Source organism: Tardiphaga sp. 172_B4_N1_3 (assembly GCF_052076035.1).
Lineage (GTDB): Bacteria > Pseudomonadota > Alphaproteobacteria > Rhizobiales > Xanthobacteraceae > Tardiphaga > Tardiphaga robiniae.
This window is the reverse complement of record NZ_CP197238.1, coordinates 688,445-705,703: the sequence shown is the minus strand read 5'-3', so window position 1 is coordinate 705,703 and position 17,259 is coordinate 688,445. Positions and strand designations below refer to the sequence as shown.

General features: G+C 59.4%; 17 protein-coding genes and 1 tRNA gene. 4 read left to right on the top strand and 14 right to left on the bottom strand.

The window, feature by feature from the left end; translation table 11 throughout:
- Positions 1 to 18: 18 nt before the first annotated feature.
- The 4 genes from AB7783_RS03185 to AB7783_RS03170 all read right to left on the bottom strand — a co-directional run bounded on the left by AB7783_RS03185 (position 19) and on the right by AB7783_RS03170 (position 3,026).
- Positions 19 to 798, bottom strand: a complete 780-nt coding sequence (locus AB7783_RS03185; RefSeq protein WP_441276800.1) for an enoyl-CoA hydratase/isomerase family protein — start codon at positions 796 to 798, stop codon at positions 19 to 21.
- Between the two features lie 45 nt (positions 799 to 843).
- Positions 844 to 1,494, bottom strand: a complete 651-nt coding sequence (locus AB7783_RS03180) for a glutathione S-transferase family protein (RefSeq protein ID WP_441276799.1) — start codon at positions 1,492 to 1,494, stop codon at positions 844 to 846.
- Positions 1,495 to 1,734: 240 nt separating this feature from the next.
- Positions 1,735 to 1,938, bottom strand: coding sequence for a hypothetical protein (locus tag AB7783_RS03175; RefSeq protein ID WP_441276798.1), 204 nt, complete (start codon positions 1,936 to 1,938; stop codon positions 1,735 to 1,737).
- The gene (locus AB7783_RS03170) at positions 1,926 to 3,026 is read right to left on the bottom strand and encodes an acyltransferase family protein (RefSeq protein WP_441276797.1); all 1,101 of its coding nucleotides are present in this window, start codon (positions 3,024 to 3,026) and stop codon (positions 1,926 to 1,928) included. The genes AB7783_RS03175 and AB7783_RS03170 overlap by 13 nt, the downstream gene beginning before the upstream one ends.
- 268 nt (positions 3,027 to 3,294) lie before the next feature.
- Between AB7783_RS03170 and AB7783_RS03165 the strand changes: the two genes are divergently transcribed.
- Positions 3,295 to 3,477 (top strand): hypothetical protein, encoded by a 183-nt coding sequence (locus tag AB7783_RS03165; RefSeq protein WP_441276796.1) that lies wholly within the window; start codon positions 3,295 to 3,297, stop codon positions 3,475 to 3,477.
- 164 nt (positions 3,478 to 3,641) lie between these two features.
- Here AB7783_RS03165 and AB7783_RS03160 read toward each other — a convergent pair whose 3' ends face one another.
- Positions 3,642 to 5,423, bottom strand: coding sequence for an adenylate/guanylate cyclase domain-containing protein (locus AB7783_RS03160; protein ID WP_441276795.1), 1,782 nt, complete (start codon positions 5,421 to 5,423; stop codon positions 3,642 to 3,644).
- 265 nt (positions 5,424 to 5,688) lie between these two features.
- Between AB7783_RS03160 and cysK the strand changes: the two genes are divergently transcribed.
- Positions 5,689 to 6,744, top strand: coding sequence for a cysteine synthase A (gene cysK / locus AB7783_RS03155; RefSeq protein ID WP_441276794.1), 1,056 nt, complete (start codon positions 5,689 to 5,691; stop codon positions 6,742 to 6,744).
- A gap of 60 nt (positions 6,745 to 6,804) precedes the next feature.
- On the opposite strand, the gene AB7783_RS03150 is transcribed toward cysK, so the two are convergent.
- Positions 6,805 to 7,029, bottom strand: a complete 225-nt coding sequence (locus AB7783_RS03150) for a hypothetical protein (RefSeq protein WP_441276793.1) — start codon at positions 7,027 to 7,029, stop codon at positions 6,805 to 6,807.
- A gap of 669 nt (positions 7,030 to 7,698) precedes the next feature.
- On the opposite strand from AB7783_RS03150, the gene AB7783_RS03145 reads away from it, so the two are divergent.
- Together AB7783_RS03145 and AB7783_RS03140 are read left to right on the top strand one after the other, a co-directional pair.
- Positions 7,699 to 8,118 (top strand): hypothetical protein, encoded by a 420-nt coding sequence (locus AB7783_RS03145; RefSeq protein ID WP_231077534.1) that lies wholly within the window; start codon positions 7,699 to 7,701, stop codon positions 8,116 to 8,118.
- A 341-nt stretch (positions 8,119 to 8,459) separates the two neighbouring features.
- Entirely contained in the window at positions 8,460 to 8,696 is a 237-nt protein-coding gene (locus tag AB7783_RS03140; protein ID WP_231077535.1) for a hypothetical protein, read from the top strand.
- Positions 8,697 to 9,050: 354 nt separating this feature from the next.
- Here AB7783_RS03140 and AB7783_RS03135 read toward each other — a convergent pair whose 3' ends face one another.
- From AB7783_RS03135 to AB7783_RS03100, 8 genes are all read right to left on the bottom strand, one after another.
- Positions 9,051 to 9,326 carry a hypothetical protein gene (locus AB7783_RS03135; protein ID WP_093760270.1) on the bottom strand — a complete coding sequence of 92 codons (276 nt, stop codon included), beginning with the start codon at positions 9,324 to 9,326 and terminating at the stop codon, positions 9,051 to 9,053.
- A 386-nt stretch (positions 9,327 to 9,712) separates the two neighbouring features.
- Positions 9,713 to 9,788 (bottom strand) — tRNA-Lys (locus tag AB7783_RS03130).
- A 173-nt stretch (positions 9,789 to 9,961) separates the two neighbouring features.
- Positions 9,962 to 10,615 (bottom strand): Spy/CpxP family protein refolding chaperone, encoded by a 654-nt coding sequence (locus AB7783_RS03125; RefSeq protein ID WP_441276792.1) that lies wholly within the window; start codon positions 10,613 to 10,615, stop codon positions 9,962 to 9,964.
- Between the two features lie 138 nt (positions 10,616 to 10,753).
- Entirely contained in the window at positions 10,754 to 12,079 is a 1,326-nt protein-coding gene (locus AB7783_RS03120; RefSeq protein ID WP_068738414.1) for a TRAP transporter large permease, read from the bottom strand.
- Positions 12,076 to 12,651 (bottom strand): TRAP transporter small permease, encoded by a 576-nt coding sequence (locus AB7783_RS03115; RefSeq protein ID WP_068738416.1) that lies wholly within the window; start codon positions 12,649 to 12,651, stop codon positions 12,076 to 12,078. The genes AB7783_RS03120 and AB7783_RS03115 overlap by 4 nt, the downstream gene beginning before the upstream one ends.
- A 143-nt stretch (positions 12,652 to 12,794) precedes the next feature.
- Complete coding sequence (locus AB7783_RS03110; RefSeq protein WP_441276791.1) at positions 12,795 to 13,796, bottom strand: TRAP transporter substrate-binding protein; 1,002 nt, start codon at positions 13,794 to 13,796, stop codon at positions 12,795 to 12,797.
- A 171-nt stretch (positions 13,797 to 13,967) separates the two neighbouring features.
- A complete protein-coding gene (locus AB7783_RS03105; RefSeq protein WP_441276790.1) occupies positions 13,968 to 15,140 on the bottom strand; it encodes an IS481 family transposase in 1,173 nt (390 codons plus the stop codon).
- 263 nt (positions 15,141 to 15,403) lie between these two features.
- A complete protein-coding gene (locus AB7783_RS03100) occupies positions 15,404 to 16,984 on the bottom strand; it encodes a 2-isopropylmalate synthase (RefSeq protein ID WP_068738420.1) in 1,581 nt (526 codons plus the stop codon).
- Positions 16,985 to 17,259 lie beyond the last annotated feature (275 nt).

The following is a 17,259-nucleotide window of genomic DNA, read 5'->3' as shown; positions in this document are numbered from 1 at the left end:
GCGCCACCGAGAGCCGCCCTATTTGCCTGGCCACACCGGTTTGCGCTTCTCGCCAAACGCCTTGAGGCCTTCTTTCGCATCCTCGGTCATCGACAGAATCGCGATCTGGCTTTCGGTATAGGCAATACTCTCGTCGAACGACATCGCGGCGATGGCGCGCATCGCATATTTGCCGCGGCGGATTGCCGTCGGCGACTTGTCGGTGATGCGCGAGATCAACCAGTCGACCTTGCTGTCGAGCTCGGCCGCCGGCACCACGTGATTCAACAGGCCAGCGCCAAGCGCGGTCGGCGCGTCGAACGGCTCGCCGGTGATGCACCATTCGTTGACCAGGCGACGTGGCGCAATGGACTGCAGCAGTGCCAGCACCTGCATCGGAAACACGCCGACCTTCACTTCGGGAAGACCGAAGATCGCGTTGTCCGCGGCCACCGCCATGTCGGTCATGCACAGCAACCCCATGCCACCGGCCATGCAGACGCCGTTAACGCGGGCGATCGCGGGCTTGGTGGCGTTTTGCGACAGCCGCATCAGATCGGCGAGATCGCCATTGGGCTTGGAGAAATCCATCGAGAAGGCCGCACCCGCATTCGCCAGATCAGCGCCGGCGCAGAACGCCTTCTCGCCCGCACCGGTCAGCACGATGACGCGCACGCCCGCGTCCTCATGCGCCATGCGATAGCCGTTGGCGATGCCGGCGATGACATCGCCATTCATGGCATTGCGCTTCTCCGGCCGATTGATGGTGATCCAGAGTGCGGCGCCCTTCTTCTCCAGGATTACGCTATCATTGGCCATCGGTCTGCTCGCTCGTTTTGAATATAGTTCGGTCGGTATAGCCGCTCAGAAGCGGCGCGCCAAACCCAGCGCGTCGCCGGCGCGGTTCTCGGACTCAACCGCACGCAGGTAGCCCTCGCGCTGCTGCAATCGCGCCCAATAGGCTGTGACACTCGGCCCGAATTGCGATGCAAGCCCGAGACGATTGGCCAGCAGCAGTGCATAGCCGACGGAAATGTCCGCCGCGGTGAAACGGCCGGCGCAGACATAGTCGTTGCCGGTTGTGATGGTCTCGATCATACGCAACCGTCCAAGAAAGAACTTCGAATAGTCCTCGACCACCTGCGGATGACGGCGCTCCTCCGGCTCGAGCTTCGAATAACGCAGCACCAGCGCCTGCGGGAAGGTCAGCGTCGCCTCGCCGAAATGCAGCCAGTTCAGGAAGGCGCCGTAGTCCGGCTCGTCGATGCCGACGGCCAGCGGCGTCGGACCGTATTTGGTCACCAGATATTGCGCGATCGCCGCCGATTCCGTCATCCGGATCTCACCATCGAGCATCAGCGGGATGGTACCGAGCGGATTGATGCCGAGATATTCCTTGGCAAAGACACGCGGCGGGAACGGCAGCATCTTCAGCTCATAGGGCAGCCCGAGCTCTTCAAGCGTCCATAGCGGGCGGAACGAGCGCGCGCGGGCGCAGTGATAGAGCGTGATCATCGGACGAGACCTCCAGGCTGGCACAGACTATCGCCGTGCTGCCAGCCAATGAGAAGCAGCCGCAACGCTTCGTCAAGTCTTGCCCTTCTTCGTCAAGACTCGCCCCTCGCTACATGGTCCCGGCAGACCGGTGTCACCCTTCCCGATCAACGACACCCATCTCCAGCGCACGTCACCGAGGCTGGTCACGACGGCTTCGCGTTTCGATTGCAACTGATGCGGCCGGCGGCGAAGCCGACATTATTTCGCCTGACTGCGACGAACTCCTGGCCAGATCGTCGTCTGCTGCGGAGGCTCGTCGACCGGTCTGGCGCGATCCTCCGGGGACAAAAATGCTGCGCGCGCAACCCCGGCGAGCCGGCCACCCTGGGTGACGTTTGCTCCCTTTGTGCTGACCGGTTCCAGCGGCCTGGTGCCGCTGAAATTCTGTTTCAGCTTCGCCATCGGATTTTCCAGCAGATAGTAAGACAGGATCGACAGACCAAGCGTAATGCCGAAAGCGATCGCGACCTGGAGGATCGGCACCTCGGTGCCATGGGTCGCAGCATCGTTGAGGCCGAGATAAAACAATACCGGCAGGTGAAACACATACATCGCGTAAGAGAGAGAGAGCCGAGCCCACGGAACAGGGACAGCGACAGGATCGCCGTCATCACACGCTTGACAATGCCGCGATCGAACACCAGCGTCGCGACGAAGGACACGCTCACCATCGAATAGGCGATCAACGCAAGTATCCAGTAGACTGGTTGCGAGGTGATGATGCCGAGGTCGCGGCCCTTGCGATCGATCACGAGGATCACCAACGCTGCGACCACGAGCGCTGCACAGCGCCAGCCGCGCAACGGCCGGTTCTCGAATTCGCGCAGCGCCAGCCAGCCGCCGAGCGACAGCGAAAGCATGCGGGTGAACAGCGACATATAGACGACGTCACCCGCCTCTCGCGGCTCGTGATTGATGAGCAGCAGCGCCATCAACAAACCGCTCGCCACCGCCAGCAGCGGAATCACCCGTCCGGTCACGACATTGAGCCAGCCCGGCGCCACGATGAGGATCAGGAGCGGCCAGAAGAAATAGAACTGCTCCTCCACCGACAATGACCAGGTGTGTTCCAGCGGGTTCGGCACCGCATGCAGCGGATGATAGAAATTGAACGTGTAGGTCAAAAGGCTCAGCATATCCGCTGGGCCTAATCTGAAGATGAAGTAGCAGGCGAGCACCGTGAGGTAATAGACCGGGAAGATGCGCAGCGCCCGGCGCATATAGAAGTCCTTGAAGGAAATGCGGCCGGTCTTGGCCCGCTCGCGCAGCAGCAAACGCGTGATGAAGAAGCCAGAGATCACAAAGAAGATGTCGAGCGCGATATAGCCTACACGTGACAGCTGATTGGCGTACCAGATTGCGTTGTAGGCGCTGCTGTCCAGCACCTGCGGGCAATGGGTGAACACGACCACCACCACGCCGATTCCCCGAAAGCCGTCGAAAGCCGGAAATTTCTCCAGCCGCTTGGCGACGTCTGCATTCTCCGACATTGCGATCTCCCCGTTTGAACCGGGGATAGCAACGGTGCGAATAACGAGGGTGAAGGCGATTTACATGCCTACCACCTCAGGCGAAATGTTCGGGCTTAACGTGAATGTCCGTTTGCGCGGGAGTATTACGGTTGACGCCGCCGCGTTTACCACAATCAGGACAATCTTCACTGCGAATCCAGCGCCGCTTACGGTCCGTTAAGCATCAGGGGACAGGCTGGGAACGATCGAAATTGACTCAACTTGTATCGGCAAGTGAGGGCAACAGATGACCAGGGTTCAGTATCTCAGGGAACAAGCGATCCGCGCCGAACGGTTGGCAAAGACCATTCTGGATGCCGTCACCGTCACGCGACTTGTCGAAGCATCGCACGCATACCGCCAGGAAGCCGATCGCCTTGAGCAACACGAGACGAGCGATCAGGCGACAACGATGTGGATGCCTCACTAGGGCGTGAACACATAAACTTGGAGCGGACGGCGGACGTCCGCTTAGGTGCCGATAACGGACTCAGGTCGGACATCGCCTCAGATCCGAAAGTGCCACAAGCGGAAGTCAACTCATCGAGATGTGCTCGGAAAGGTATCGATGCCGGCCGGCTCTCTCCGGTCGTTCTAGTCGGGCAACCCGAGCTTTCGGAGGTTTTCTGCCATACGGTTCAGAACAGCAGGCGAAAACACCATTGCCTGTTTGAATTTTGAAATCGTCAGATCGGGGTAAGTAAGCATCAACTCCTCGAATGCTTGTTTAGCTTCGCCGACCCGGCCGGCTCCCGACAGGACCGACGCCAAATTGCGATAAATCCAACTAGCGTTTGGCCGTTCTTCGAGGGCGCGCCGATAGAACGCGGCAGCCTTGTCGTATTCTTGCGCTACTTCATGCGCAGAGGCTATTCCCACATAATTGTTGAAATTCATTGGATCAATCGGGCTCAGGCGCAGAGCGCGCTCGAAATTGTCAATTGCCTTCTGAGGCTGATCGGCATAGTTCTCTAGCCATCCGAGCCTACTCCAGGCCCATGCAGCGTTGGGGTCGAGGCTGACGGCTCGCTCAAGCAGTATACGCGCGGTTCCATGGTTGCGTACAAATGTGTGCACTGCGCCGAGTACCGCCAGAATGATAGGGTCATCGCCACTCATCTCTGCTGCCCGCTCGGCGAGCGATCGCGCCATTGCCTGGCTTCCAACGATGTCGTCCGCCCAGTTATAGACCGAGCGCTGGGCGTGGCACCAACCAGCAAGCGACAAAGCTAGGGGATATTCGGGATCAATCGCGAGCGCCTTTTCGAGGAGTTCAATCGCTTTAGCGCTTTCTTCCTTCTCCAACGCCCAGACATGAGGCATCGCTCTCATGGTATAGTCATAGCTGCTCAGGTCTTGCGGCCGTTTGCGTCGCGACCGCTCAATCTCGGCAATGCGAATGGAAGGCTGTAGAGCGCCTGCCACCTGCTCCGTTATTCGGTCTTCGAGGTCAAAGAACTCGTCGACTGCGCCGTCAAAGCGTGAGCTCCAAACGTGTGCCCCTCCCTCGGTTTCGATTAGCTGAACGATAATGCGGAGGCGATTGCCGACTTTCTGCACGCTACCCTCAAGCAAATAAGCAACGCCCAACTCCTTACCAACGTTGCGCGCATTTATCGCGCGGCCCTTATAGGTGAACGCCGAGCTACGGGCGATGACGAAAAAAGAGCGAATGCACGAAAGAGCTGCGGTAATTGCCTCGACGATACCATCAGCAAGGTAATCCTGACCCGCCTCAGCGGACATGTTGTCGAACGGCAGGACGACGATGGACGGTTTGTCAGGTAGCGCTAGATCTCGAACTTGTTTCGCAGACGAATTTGACGGGATCGCAGGGGCGCTCTCGCGGGCAAGCCGTATGAGCCATACGCGCATTGGCTCGGCAATATTCTTTAAAGTCTGCTCGCCGATGTCGTCGAAGGCGACGTCGAGCTTGCCGCGAATTTGCCTGTGTGCATCATCGGAGATGCAGATGCCGCCTGGCTCGGCAATTCCCTCAAGACGGGCTGCGATGTTGACACCATCGCCGAAAATATCGTTGTCGTCGATGATGATGTCCCCAACGTGTACGCCGATGCGAAATTCAATCCTGAGTTCCGGCGGAACGGCTGCGTTTTGCTGAGCCATCTCTCGCTGGATTTCCACCGAACAGCGCGCTGCATCGACAGCACTTGCGAATTCGACCAGCATGCCATCGCCAGTGGTCTTGACGATGCGACCGCAGTGCGTGGCGATCCTGGGATCGACAAGCGTCTTTCGAAACGTCTTTAGCTCCGCAAGCGTGCGCTCCTCGGCATGACCCATCAGCCGGCTATAGCCGGCGACATCCGCCGCCAGCACAGCCGCCAGTCGCCGTTCCACGCGCTCGCCGGGCAAAAAACGCTCCCTGGCTCGGTGAAAAACTATCTGCCTCTACCAAAGCATAGGCGGTGGCTGTTCCGCTAGGTACAATGTCCAAAACAGGTCCATTTGCCGCGCTACGATCAATCAGGACGGGCGGTGAAGTCGGGTACGCCCTGAAAGCTAACTCTTGCGCGCCCAATGATTGTCCCCAATAACCGAGGGCAGCTTCGACGCAATGCATGGCAATTGGAGCCGCGATATTACTCGTCGCAAACAACGCAATGTCGGGAAATGCATCATGGGACGGAAATATCAAAGTATCGTCGAAACGATCGGTAATACGCCGGTAGTGCGGATCAATCGTCTGGCGCCGGAAGGCGTGAATCTCTTCGTAAAAATTGAAGCCTTCAACCCGCTTGGTTCAGTGAAGGACCGATTGGCTCTCGGAGTAATCGAGGCGGCCGAAAAATCCGGAGAGCTCAAGCCTGGTCAGACGGTAATAGAGGCGACAAGTGGAAATACGGGCATTGGTCTTGCCATGGTCTGCGCCGCCAAGGGATACCCGCTTGTGATCACCATGGCAGAGCCATTTAGCGTCGAGCGGCGTAAGCTCATGCGGTTCCTTGGAGCGAAGGTCATCGTAACTCCCGCGGCTGAGCGCGCCGTAGGCATGATCAACAAGACCATCGAGCTCGCCGGGGCGCATGGCTGGTACATGACTAGGCAGTTTGAGAATGAAGCCAATCCCGATATTCATTCGCGTACGACAGCGCGTGAGATACTCGACGATTTCTCCGGAGAACGGTTGGATTATTGGGTCACGGGCTATGGAACGGGCGGAACGTTAAAGGGCGTCGCGCGCGTGCTCGCAGAGGAGCGTCCCGAGACGAAGATAGTGGTGTGCGAGCCAGAGGATGCGCAGTTGTTGGCCAGTGGCACCCCGCAGTCGCGAAACTCAGATGGAACTCCGGCCGCCCCGCATCCGACATTCAAGCCCCATCCGATGCAAGGCTGGACGCCGGATTTCATCCCCAAACTCACCGACGATGCCGTCGCAATGAAGGTCATCGATCGCATCTTAGCCATCTCCGGTGCGGATGCCATTCGCTGCAGCAAGGATCTTGCTACCAAAGAGGGCATCTTTGTGGGTATTACCTCAGGCGCAACCTTTGCGGGCGCACTCAAGGTTGCAGCCGAGGCAGAGAAAGGGGCAAATATTCTCTGCATGCTTCCCGATACCGGCGAGCGCTATTTGAGCACACCCCTTTTCGCCGATGTGTCGGCAGACATGAACGAGGAAGAGCTTAAGATCTCACGCTCTACGCCGAACGGACAGCTCAAGCCTGGCTCTTGATTTGCAAAGATCGAATAAAAGAACATCCGACGTTATGAGGCCGGACCGGAACGCGATGCTCTACGCGCCATCAGTCGCCCGACAGACGTCTCGTTGCGCTTTGAAAGCAGCAATGAATAACTCGAGGCCGGCCGAGGTTAATCCGCTTTCGGTGATCAGATCGAGCCGCATGAGGTTGACTGTTTCTATCGGACCATCACCATAGGCTGATCCGCCGCCGAACAGCTTGTTCATAATTCGTTGTTCGCAGCGCGTTAGCTCGTTCCAGAGGATCAAATCATTCATCTCAAATGCCTCGCGAGAATCATTGCGTGACGTTGAGAGATTAGCCGATCGCTCGGAGGCGAAATCGTGGCGATTCAGTTGTCGCCATTGAAAGTAGATTCGCCGGCAGCGACTTCGAAGCAGGACATGCAAAACGCGTGCAGCGGACACCTTGTTGATCACGGCGATGGCCGTATGGCCGACGATGCTCAGCCAAGGCCACCACGCAATAGCGGCAGTCGATCAACTTTCGCTTTCACAGCGAACGCGACGGTTTGCGAGAGTACTACCAGTTATTTTCGCGGCGTCGCGGATGGCGGTATCTTCTACAGCTAATCGACCTCAATCCGAGATCGACGCCCGGCAACGAACGCACGACCCTGCCGGACTTCCGCGGACGTGCGTATCCGGGACCGCGCACCACTGCATGGGCAGCAACAGGCTGAACCATGCGGTCGCTCCTGCTCCATACTCACGAACGATGGCGCAGCACTTCGAGCAAACGCGTGAAGGCGGCGGTCGAACGTCGAAGCGATCCTGGACGCGCCCATCTGGACGTTAGGCTTGGAATTTTGGCGCGGTCAGAATGAGGTGACGCCTGGGCCGACAGCTTTTTTGCCCCGCGCTGCAACCAACGAGGTTCACGGATGTTGCAGCATTTGCTGGGTGGCCGTCCATAGGAGCGCATCCATGTGTGATTACAGCCTGCACGCGGTCGCCAACCGTCCCGCAGAGGTGGCGGATAGGTTGGTATCGGCAAGATTTCCTTCGACGACGACTAAAGGGTTCGCAAGCTTCGACGATCCAAACGTTGCGGTATGCCTTCGTCCTGGCACCGAGATCGCTTTTGAAGAAAACGTCCGAGTCGATGGATGGGTGTTTCGCCGCAACGTCAACGATCGACTAGCCCGGTTTCGTCAAATTGACATGGGCCAGTATCACAATCACCACGACGCGCTGGAATTCTCAAATGGCAGGATTGTTCTCGTCACTGACCTGAGGCCCGGGCAGAAGGCAATCGTGCTGCAATTACCGGTCAGCCAGGCAATCCAGAAAACCAGGACCGCTGCGCCTGCAGCGACGCCGCGGGCCGCTCGGACCACTCCCTGACGAGCCGTATCGCCAGTAGGCAGAAGAAACCCGCCGGCGCAGCTCGGCGGGTTTTCATTGCATTGGTAGGGTCTTGGCTATGCTCGACGTCTCGCGGCATATCGCCGAACCGCAGACCGCCATAACCCGCTCGATACCCGCGGGCGTTTTTTTTCTTTGACTCCCTTGAACCTTTCAGCCACGTCCATCGTACCAATTTGTGCTGGGGATTTCAGGACCCAGTGTTTAGCCAACGTCGCCGGGGCGATCATACTCCGCTCGGGGCGGCGTTGCGCGTGCGGTCTCCACCCGCCCTCGCCCGCGGGCTTTTGCGGACGCACGCCATCGGCTAGAATGCCGGAATGACCAACACAAAAGCATGGCAGTCCAAGCTGCTCGACGAACCCAGGATCGGCTTTGTTGAAGAGCACGGTTCGCGCGCGGCCAATGCCGAGCGCGCCATGGTCGCCGAGCGCCGGCACAAACCGACGGCATCCCCTCGGACGACTCCGAAACACGATCCTCTGGCGAAGATCCTGAACGAACCGCGCGTGGGCTTTGAGACTATCCACCGATCCGCCCCCAGGTCGCCAAAATGAAAGAGCCGCCCACTGAGGCGGCCTTACTGCTTGGGAAGCCTAAAACCAGATCGGTGCCGAAAATGAAAATACAGGCCGGCGCCTATTCCCAACACCCAGCATATCGTTGCGATGCCATGGATCATGTACTTCACCACAGGATGATCGTTGGGTATTCCGAACTGACTGACGCTCAGCATGAGCGCTAGACACAAGATTACCGTCGCCAGAATCCCGGCCGCCGACCCCGCGCAAAACCACAAAAAGAGCTTCATCTGCAGATAGTGGCCCGTCTGCCCCTAACGTTTCTTAAATTCGGCCACCGCGGTTTTCAAACCGGGCCACTGAGGTCGCAAACCGGCCGGGACGAATAGTCTAGAGCTTCGCCTGGACCGTCCAGAATGATGCATCCTTATCGGACAAGTCATTGTGGATGGTGCTGTCGCTCGGGGCGTGTGGACGCAGCCGCCAGGCCTCCGAATTGATCTCCAATTCGAGCTCGCTGTGCGAAGCTGAGATCACCTTACCTGACACCCGACTTTTGTTTGGGTATTCGAGCGCAAGCGTTTCTCCCGGCGCCACCGATTTGGCGACGACAGAAATCACGGTGCCGGTTTTGATATCTTTTCCGTTGATGAAGGCGCTGAGCATCGACAAACTCCCATTTGCTGCTTGGTGATTGGACTTGAATGCAAAGCGCGCCGCACGACGGCACCAGAATGCTGTTTCTCCACATGTAGGAACGTGCACGCATCCCGGCGGTTCCACCTGGCCACCTCCCACAGAGGGCTCGGGACCAATAGAAAAATTCGGTCCGCGTTTTCGCTCGGGTTCGCAAAGACCTCCGGAAAGGTCGCTACAGCGCGCGGAGGAGGCTCAACGGGTTTTCGACGTTTTGGGCCTTCGTGGCTTGGCCGTCCGGCTGATGGATGGCTCAGCGAAAGACCAAAAGCAGGTGCCACGTCAGAATGACGGATGATGTCCGGTCGGAACGACTGACCACCGAAATTCTAACAATCTGATTTGTTGAGATTTTATGGTGGGCGCACTAGGGCTCGAACCTAGGACCCGGTGATTAAGAGTCACCTGCTCTACCAACTGAGCTATGCGCCCGGATCCAGATCCGGATATCCCCGTGGGGACGGCGTCGTTTAGCAAAGCGATCCGGGGATGTCCAGCGACGCTGTCACAAAAATTGCACCGTTTTTCGCAATCGCAAAAATGCGAAAAAGCCGCTGGATTTCAGCGGCTTCTTCGTCATTGCGGCGGTGGAAAACTGCGTCGCGTCAGAGCCGTTCGGCGCCCGGTGCGGCGTCGTGGTCGAATCTGTCGCCGGGGCCGCCGGGACCGCGATCGTCGTCATCGCCGAAACGCGGGCGATCGACGCCGGGAGGGCCGAATCCCTCGCCTTCGAAGCTGCCGCGCTCGAAGCCGGGTCGCGGGCCGCGGTGACGCCAGCCGCCCTCCCCGCCGCCGAAGCCGCGGTCCATATGGGTCAGCACCGCCAGTCGCCGCTTCTGGCCGTCGTCGAGGGTCTTGTAGAGCGGGTCGGCAGCATCGGCGATTTTCTTCAGCGCGGCGGCCGTGGTGGCCATGTCGCCGGCGCGCTGCTGCAGGCGGGCGACCGGATTGTCCGGCGTGTCGGTCCGCTTCGCGTCGTCGTCGCGGTTCTTGCGCTCGTCCATGCGCGCATTGGCGCGGTCGATGCGCAGCTTGGCGAAATCGCGCACAGAGCTCTCCACCGCCGGCCACATCTTCTCCTGGTCCGGCGTCAGCTTGAGCCCGGCCTTCACGGCAGCGATGCGCGCATCGGCGAAGGCAGCGCGGTCTTCCGGATTCATCCGCACGTGATGATGCATCCATGGACGGTGCTGGGCATAGACCGCGGTGGAACCGGCGATCACGGCAACAGCGGCACCGGCGAGCAAGATCTTCTTCATGGCAACCTCCTTTGGAAAGTTACCCGAAGATGATCCTGCGATGCCGGACCTTCAACTTACGCTTTGGCCATATGTTTTCCGGATGTGTTCGTTTTCTGAATATGTATTCACGATGGAACACACTTCAGAATTCTTTTGTCACAGCATCCCGAGCAATCGCGGCAGCCACAGCGAGAGTTCCGGAATGTAGGTGATGAGGCCGAGGAAGATCAGCAGCGTGATCAGCCACGGCAGCACGGCAATGGAGAGTTCGGTGATCCCCATCTTCGCGATACCGGAGGCGACGTAGAGATTGAGTCCCACCGGCGGATGACACATGCCGATTTCCATATTGACCACAATGATGATGCCGAAGTGCACCGGATGAATGCCGAGCTTGACGGCGATCGGATAAAGGATCGGCGCCATGATCAGAACGATCGAGGACGGCTCCATCACATTGCCGGCGAGCAGCAGCAGCAGGTTCACCACCAGCAGGAAGGTGATCCAGTTGATGCCGCTGTTCGTGATCCAGTTCGACATCGCCTGCGGGATCTGCTCGCTGGTCATCAGGAACGAGAACAGCACCGCGTTGGTAACGATGTAGAGGATCATCGCGCTCATGCTGGCCGAGATCAGAAGAACCTTGGGCACGTCCTTCCACTTCATGTCCTTGTAGATGAACATCTCGATCAGGAAGGCGTAGACGGCGCTCATGGCGGCGGCTTCCGTCGGCGTGAACCAGCCGAGATAGATGCCTCCCAGCACGATAACGATCAGCGAAATGCCCCAAGCTGATTCCCGAAAGGCGTGCCAGCTCTCGGCCCAGGTTGCCTTGGGTATGCGCGGATAGTTGTTCTTCCACGCGCGATACCAGGTGGTGGCGGAGAGCATAATGGCAAGGATCACACCCGGTACCATTCCGGCCATGAACAATTGTCCGACCGAGGCGGAAGAGACCTTCTCGCCGGCAGGGCCAAAGTAAACCGCGCCGCTGGTCGATACTGCGTAGATCACCATGATGATCGAAGGCGGAATCAGATTGCCGAGCGCGCCGCCGGTGACGATGACGCCCGCGGCAAAGCGCTTCGGGTAACCGACCGACAGCATGGCCGGCAGCATGATCGAGCCGATCGCCACCACAGTCGCCGGCGACGACCCCGACACCGCTGAAAACAGCGCAGCGGCCATCGTGGCTGCAATGCCCAGTCCGCCGGCCCAATGGCCGATCATTGTTCGTGCGAATTCGATCATTCGCCGCGCGACGCCGCCATGCGTGAGGAAGTTTCCGGCGAGGATGAAGAACGGGATCGCCATGATCTCGAACTTCTCGATGCCGGTAAACAGCTTCAGCGCGACGGATTCGATCGGCACGTTGGTCATGAAAAACAGGAACGTCAGCACCGTGAGACCGAGCGCGATCGAGATCGGCATGCCCGTCAGCATCAGCACAACGAGTAGTCCGAAAATAATGGCAGCGATCATCGGATGATCCTCGCGGCGCTGGCGGCGGCGGCTTCGGGATCGATCCCCTCCACGTCGGTCTCGTCATGATGTGGGAGTTCGCCGGTGCGCCAGAATTTGCGAGCAACCTGCAGGAAGCGGAAGCACATCAGATAGGAGCCGAGCGGAACACAGAGATAGATGATCCAACTCGGCAGTTCGAGATCGGGCGTCACCTGATCGGTGTACATCAGCCCGTAGACGAATTTCGCACCCATGCTGCCGACCACAAAGGTGAAGAGCGCGCCGCAGAGCAGACCGAACATCACCACCGTCTTGCGCCAGGGCGGGTCGAGTTGGTTCACCAACACATCGACGCCGACATGGATGCCGGTCCGCACGCCGTAGGCGGCGCCAAACTTCGCCATCCACACGAACATCAAGATGCACAGCTCCTGCGCCCACGACAGGTGGATCGGGAACAAAAATGGATAGAAGAACGGGATCCCGACGAGGTAGCGATGTGCCACTGCAATGAAAATGATCACGGTCGCGGCCGCGATCAATGTCATGATCAGCAGTTCCTCAAGCCGATCGAGGATGCGAAGAAACATTTAGTCCCCCAGTGCGGGTCAATCGGCAATTGATCTGATCGCGGCGTGACCTTGCGCTAACCCCATTCCGCAGTCAGGCAACTGCGGCCCCCGGGCGTCAGTGGCTTCCGCACCCGAGGGCGCGGAAGCTCACATCGTCAATCCTAGTTGGTGGCGCCGCGCGTTTCCTTGAGAAATTCGTCGATCAATGGCTTGCCTACCCGGCCTGCCACATCGGTATAAACCGACTCCACCGCCTTGCGCATGCCGGCATCCTGCTCCGGCGTCAGTGTAACAAATTCGGTCTTGCCGCTCTTCTTCATCTCGGCGAGTGCGTCGTCGTTTTCCTTCGCCGACTGGCCGTTGCCATAGGCGGTGGCTTCCTTCATGGCCTTTTCCAGAAGGCCGCGAGTATCCGCCGGAATGCCATCCCAGAATTTCTTGTTCACCACCACCACGTAACCGATGTAACCGTGGTTGGTCAGCGTAGTGTATTTCTGCACCTCATGCATTTTCTGGGTGTAGATGTTCGACGGCGTATTCTCCTGACCATCGACCACGCCCGTCTGCAGCGCCTGGTACACTTCCGAGAACGCCATCACCTGCGGAATCGCGCCAAGCGTGCGGAATTGAGCTTCCAGCACCTTTGACGACTGAATGCGGAATTTCATGCCTTTGTAGTCCGCGGGAGTGAGCAACTTCTTGTTCGCGGTCATCTGCTTGAAGCCGTTGTCCCAATAGGCAAGGCCGGTCATGCCTTTGGAATCCAGCAGCTTGAGCAGCCGCGCGCCAAGCGGGCCGTCAGTCACCTTGCGCAGGGTGGTGAGGTCCGGAAGGATGTAGGGGAGATCGAAAACCTCGAACTCCTTGACGCCGATCGGCCCGAACTTCGAGTTCGACGGCGCCAGCATTTGCACCGCGCCGAGCTGCAAGGCTTCCAGCTCTTCCTTGTCCTTGTAGAGCTGCGAGTTCGGATAGACTTCGACCTTGACCTTGCCGTCGGTGTATTTCTCGGCGAGTTCCTTGAACTTCTCCGCAGCGAGGCCCTTCGGCGTGTTCGGCGCGACGACATGGCTGAATTTGATGATGATAGGCGCCTGCGCGGCGGCCGGTCCTATCAATGCAAGCGCGGCAACCGATGCTGCTGCGAAAATCAATTTGCGCATGTGTTTCTCCCGTATGACGTGGGAGCTCATTGAGCGGCTCCCGCTTGTATGCCAGTGCAGCAATACAGAGATCAATGCGCAAACGCCATTGCCCCTTCGCAGGGGTACAACATGAAATCGATGCTGCAACGCAAAACGCGGAGCGCCTGCTCCCTCTCCCCGTTCTGCTGTTCAGTCGGGAGACATGGTTGACACCTGTTCGGAGACATCACTGACACTTTTTGTGCCAGTCAAGTCGATTTCTGCGACTTTCCGGCTGCCGAAGAAAATCCCGTAGTGGCCATCGCTGTCCAAGGGGCGGATTGCCAGCCGTTCGCCGCGAAAGGCTTTTGGTACGCGCCATCGCCGGCCCTTGAAGTCGATGCGCGGATTGACTGAGACGCGGCGCACGATGTCATTGCTGGCATATTCGACCTCGACGATTTTGTCGGGCATCGGCCGCGTGCTGGGTTTGTAACGGGTAGCGGGAACGTCCATGCCGAGTGCTTCGTGGGGGCGTTGCAGATTGTAGACGGTGCGCCATGTATCGAAAGCGCGCTGTAGTTCGGCAAAGTCGCGGAACCGGCGTGCCGCGAATACTTCGGCCTTGAGGGAACGGTGGAAGCGTTCGTTCTTGCCGCGGCTTTGCGGGTGGAACGGCCTTGCATAGATCGTGTCGACGCCAAGCTTGAGCAACCAGACCCGCAGGGCAGTCCAGCGCGAGCCGCCGCTGTCGCCCCAAGGCGAGCCGTTGTCGACGAAGAACGCGTCCGGCAGACCATAGCGCCGGAAAGTCTGTATCAGCCGCTGCTGCACGGTTGCACTCTGTTCGTTTGCGCAGGCCTGGATGCAAAGTGCATAGCGCGAGTGGTCGTCGATTACGGTGAGCGGATGGCATGCTGCGTTGTTGGCCAGCGGCATGCGCCCTTTGAAATCCATCTGCCATAGCTGGTTGGGCGCCTCCTTCTCGAAGCGCTGCAGCGGCTGTGTTGCGCCGCCCGGCGGCAGGATAATGCGGCCGTTGCGGTGCAGGATCTCATGCACGGTGGAGATCGCCGGCGGTGTCATCCCGTCACGCTGCAGGCAGTACGCAATCTTGCGCGCGCCCCAGGCCGGATGGGCATCGCGCACCGCAAGCACCAGCGTCTCGATTGCCGTATTGCTGCGTCGTGGGCTGACAAGCGGTCGCCGCGACCGATCGGCCAGTTCCGCATCGCCGGCCTCGACCCGCGCCAGCCATTTGTAGCCGGTCTGCGGGCTGATCCCGAACCGCCGACACAGTTCTCGCCGATTGACGCCCTCCTGCATTGCCAAAAGGGCAAACTCCCGCCGCTGATCCATTGCCGACACCTCGCGCCATGGCATGGAAACCTCCTGAAAAGGAGGACTCCAGCCAATCTGAATGTGTCAACTATGTCTCCGAACACCTGTCAGCGATCTGTCCGGACTGAACATCTGCACGGGGAGAGGGGCGGGGTGAGGGGCGAGGCAATGGCCTAACAGCGTGGGGAATCGTGCGGGTGCGACCCGTCAGTAAGTGAGGGATGAGAGGACAACGAACCGCCCCTCACCCGCGCGTAAGACCGCGCGACCTCTCCCCGCGCAGAGCGGGGAGAGGTTATCCGAGATCAGCTCGCGGCTGCAACCGGCGCCGGCATGTCGCGTGCGCGCTTCATGACGATCTTGTTCAGCCCGCCGAGATAGGCCTTGGCCGAAGCGACCAGCGTATCCGGATCGGCGGCGCGCGAGGTCATGGAGCGGCCTTCATGGGCCAGACGCACCGACACTTCCGCCTGCGCGTCGGTGCCTTCGGTGACGGCGTGAACCTGATACAGTTCCAGCTTGGCCTCGTGCGGGACCAGCGCCTTGATGCAGTTGAACACCGCATCGACCGGACCATTGCCCTCGGCCTCCTCGATCTTCACCACGCCGTCGACGTTCAGCTTCATCGTCGCGCGCTGCGGACCGTGCGTGCCAGCGATCACCGTCAGCGACACCAGCTTGATGCGATCATGGGCGGCGGTCATTTCCTGATCGACCAGCGCTTCCAGATCTTCGTCGTAGATGTCCTTCTTGCGATCGGCCAGGGCCTTGAAGCGCACGAAGGCGTCTTCCAACTGGTTCTGACCCAGCTTGTAGCCCATCTCCTCCAGCTTGTGGATGAAGGCATGGCGGCCGGAATGCTTGCCCATCACCAGCGAGGTCTGCTTCACGCCCACCGTCTCCGGCAGCATGATCTCGTAGGTCTGCGCGTTCTTCAGCATGCCGTCCTGATGGATGCCGCTCTCATGGGCGAAGGCATTACGACCGACGATCGCCTTGTTGTACTGCACCGGGAACGAGGTTGCGGCGGAGACTTCCTTCGAGGCGCGCATCAGCATCGTGGTGTCGATGTTGTTCCAGTACGGCAATTTGTCATTGCGCACCTTCATCGCCATCACGATCTCTTCCAGCGCAGCATTGCCGGCACGCTCGCCGATGCCATTGATGGTGCATTCGATCTGCCGCGCACCGCCGCGGATGCCGGCCATCGAATTGGCGACGGCCATGCCGAGGTCGTTGTGGCAGTGAACCGAGAAGATCGCCTTGTCGGAATTCGGCACGTTCTCGCGCACGCGCTTGAACAGGTCGTAATATTCCTCGGGCACCGAATAGCCGACGGTGTCGGGGATGTTGATCGTGGTCGCACCGGCCTTGATCGCCGACTCGACGCAACGGCACAGGAAGTCGAATTCGGTGCGGGTGCCGTCTTCCGACGACCACTCGACGTCATCGGTGTGGTTGCGGGCACGGGTCACTGACGAGATCACCAGATCATGGACCGCGTCGGGCTCCATCTGCAGCTTGTACTTCATGTGCACCGGCGAGGTGGACAGGAAGGAATGGATGCGGCCGCGCTTGGCCGGGCGGATCGCCTCGGCGCAGCGGTCGATGTCCTTCTGGCCGGCGCGGGACAGGCCGCAGACCACGGCATTCTTGGTGCGCTTGGCGATCTCGTTGACCGCTTCGAAGTCGCCGTCGGAAGCGATCGGGAAGCCGGCCTCGATGACGTCGACACCCATGGTGTCGAGCATCGCGGCGATCTCCAGCTTTTCCTCGAAGGTCATGGTGGCGCCGGGGCACTGCTCGCCGTCGCGCAAGGTGGTGTCGAAAATGATGACGCGGTCCTTGTCGGACTTGTCCTGAACGGACGGGGTGGTCGAAGTCATGAGATATTCCTTAGGTCGGGGCGCATCTGTCTGGGCGCCAGAGGGAGCTGATGGTTCTGAATGTCATGATCCCCTGAGTACCCAGGCCAAACGGCCCAGACGGCGCTCAGGGGCAGATAAGCAGAAGCAGCCCGCCAAGAAGGAGGTTCGAGCGCAGCGCAGCCGGAATCGCGTCGGGACCAGCGGCAACAGCCACTCCCCCGGAAACTCCAACCATGTCGCTGCGAATCAGCATTGCCACACCTTCAGGCCCACATCCTCGGCCAAAACCAGTC

Bases quoted from the DNA above. Each gene is read 5' to 3' on its own strand.
- AB7783_RS03185 (WP_441276800.1), bottom strand. From the start codon at position 798: ATGGCCAATGATAGCGTAATCCTGGAGAAGAAGGGCGCCGCACTCTGG.
- AB7783_RS03180 (WP_441276799.1), bottom strand. From the start codon at position 1,494: ATGATCACGCTCTATCACTGCGCCCGCGCGCGCTCGTTCCGCCCGCTA.
- AB7783_RS03175 (WP_441276798.1), bottom strand. From the start codon at position 1,938: ATGGCGAAGCTGAAACAGAATTTCAGCGGCACCAGGCCGCTGGAACCG.
- AB7783_RS03170 (WP_441276797.1), bottom strand. From the start codon at position 3,026: ATGTCGGAGAATGCAGACGTCGCCAAGCGGCTGGAGAAATTTCCGGCT.
- AB7783_RS03165 (WP_441276796.1), top strand. From the start codon at position 3,295: ATGACCAGGGTTCAGTATCTCAGGGAACAAGCGATCCGCGCCGAACGG.
- cysK (WP_441276794.1), top strand. From the start codon at position 5,689: ATGGGACGGAAATATCAAAGTATCGTCGAAACGATCGGTAATACGCCG.
- AB7783_RS03150 (WP_441276793.1), bottom strand. From the start codon at position 7,029: ATGAATGATTTGATCCTCTGGAACGAGCTAACGCGCTGCGAACAACGA.
- AB7783_RS03145 (WP_231077534.1), top strand. From the start codon at position 7,699: ATGTGTGATTACAGCCTGCACGCGGTCGCCAACCGTCCCGCAGAGGTG.
- AB7783_RS03140 (WP_231077535.1), top strand. From the start codon at position 8,460: ATGACCAACACAAAAGCATGGCAGTCCAAGCTGCTCGACGAACCCAGG.
- AB7783_RS03135 (WP_093760270.1), bottom strand. From the start codon at position 9,326: ATGCTCAGCGCCTTCATCAACGGAAAAGATATCAAAACCGGCACCGTG.
- AB7783_RS03125 (WP_441276792.1), bottom strand. From the start codon at position 10,615: ATGAAGAAGATCTTGCTCGCCGGTGCCGCTGTTGCCGTGATCGCCGGT.
- AB7783_RS03120 (WP_068738414.1), bottom strand. From the start codon at position 12,079: ATGATCGCTGCCATTATTTTCGGACTACTCGTTGTGCTGATGCTGACG.
- AB7783_RS03115 (WP_068738416.1), bottom strand. From the start codon at position 12,651: ATGTTTCTTCGCATCCTCGATCGGCTTGAGGAACTGCTGATCATGACA.
- AB7783_RS03110 (WP_441276791.1), bottom strand. From the start codon at position 13,796: ATGCGCAAATTGATTTTCGCAGCAGCATCGGTTGCCGCGCTTGCATTG.
- AB7783_RS03105 (WP_441276790.1), bottom strand. From the start codon at position 15,140: ATGCCATGGCGCGAGGTGTCGGCAATGGATCAGCGGCGGGAGTTTGCC.
- AB7783_RS03100 (WP_068738420.1), bottom strand. From the start codon at position 16,984: ATGACTTCGACCACCCCGTCCGTTCAGGACAAGTCCGACAAGGACCGC.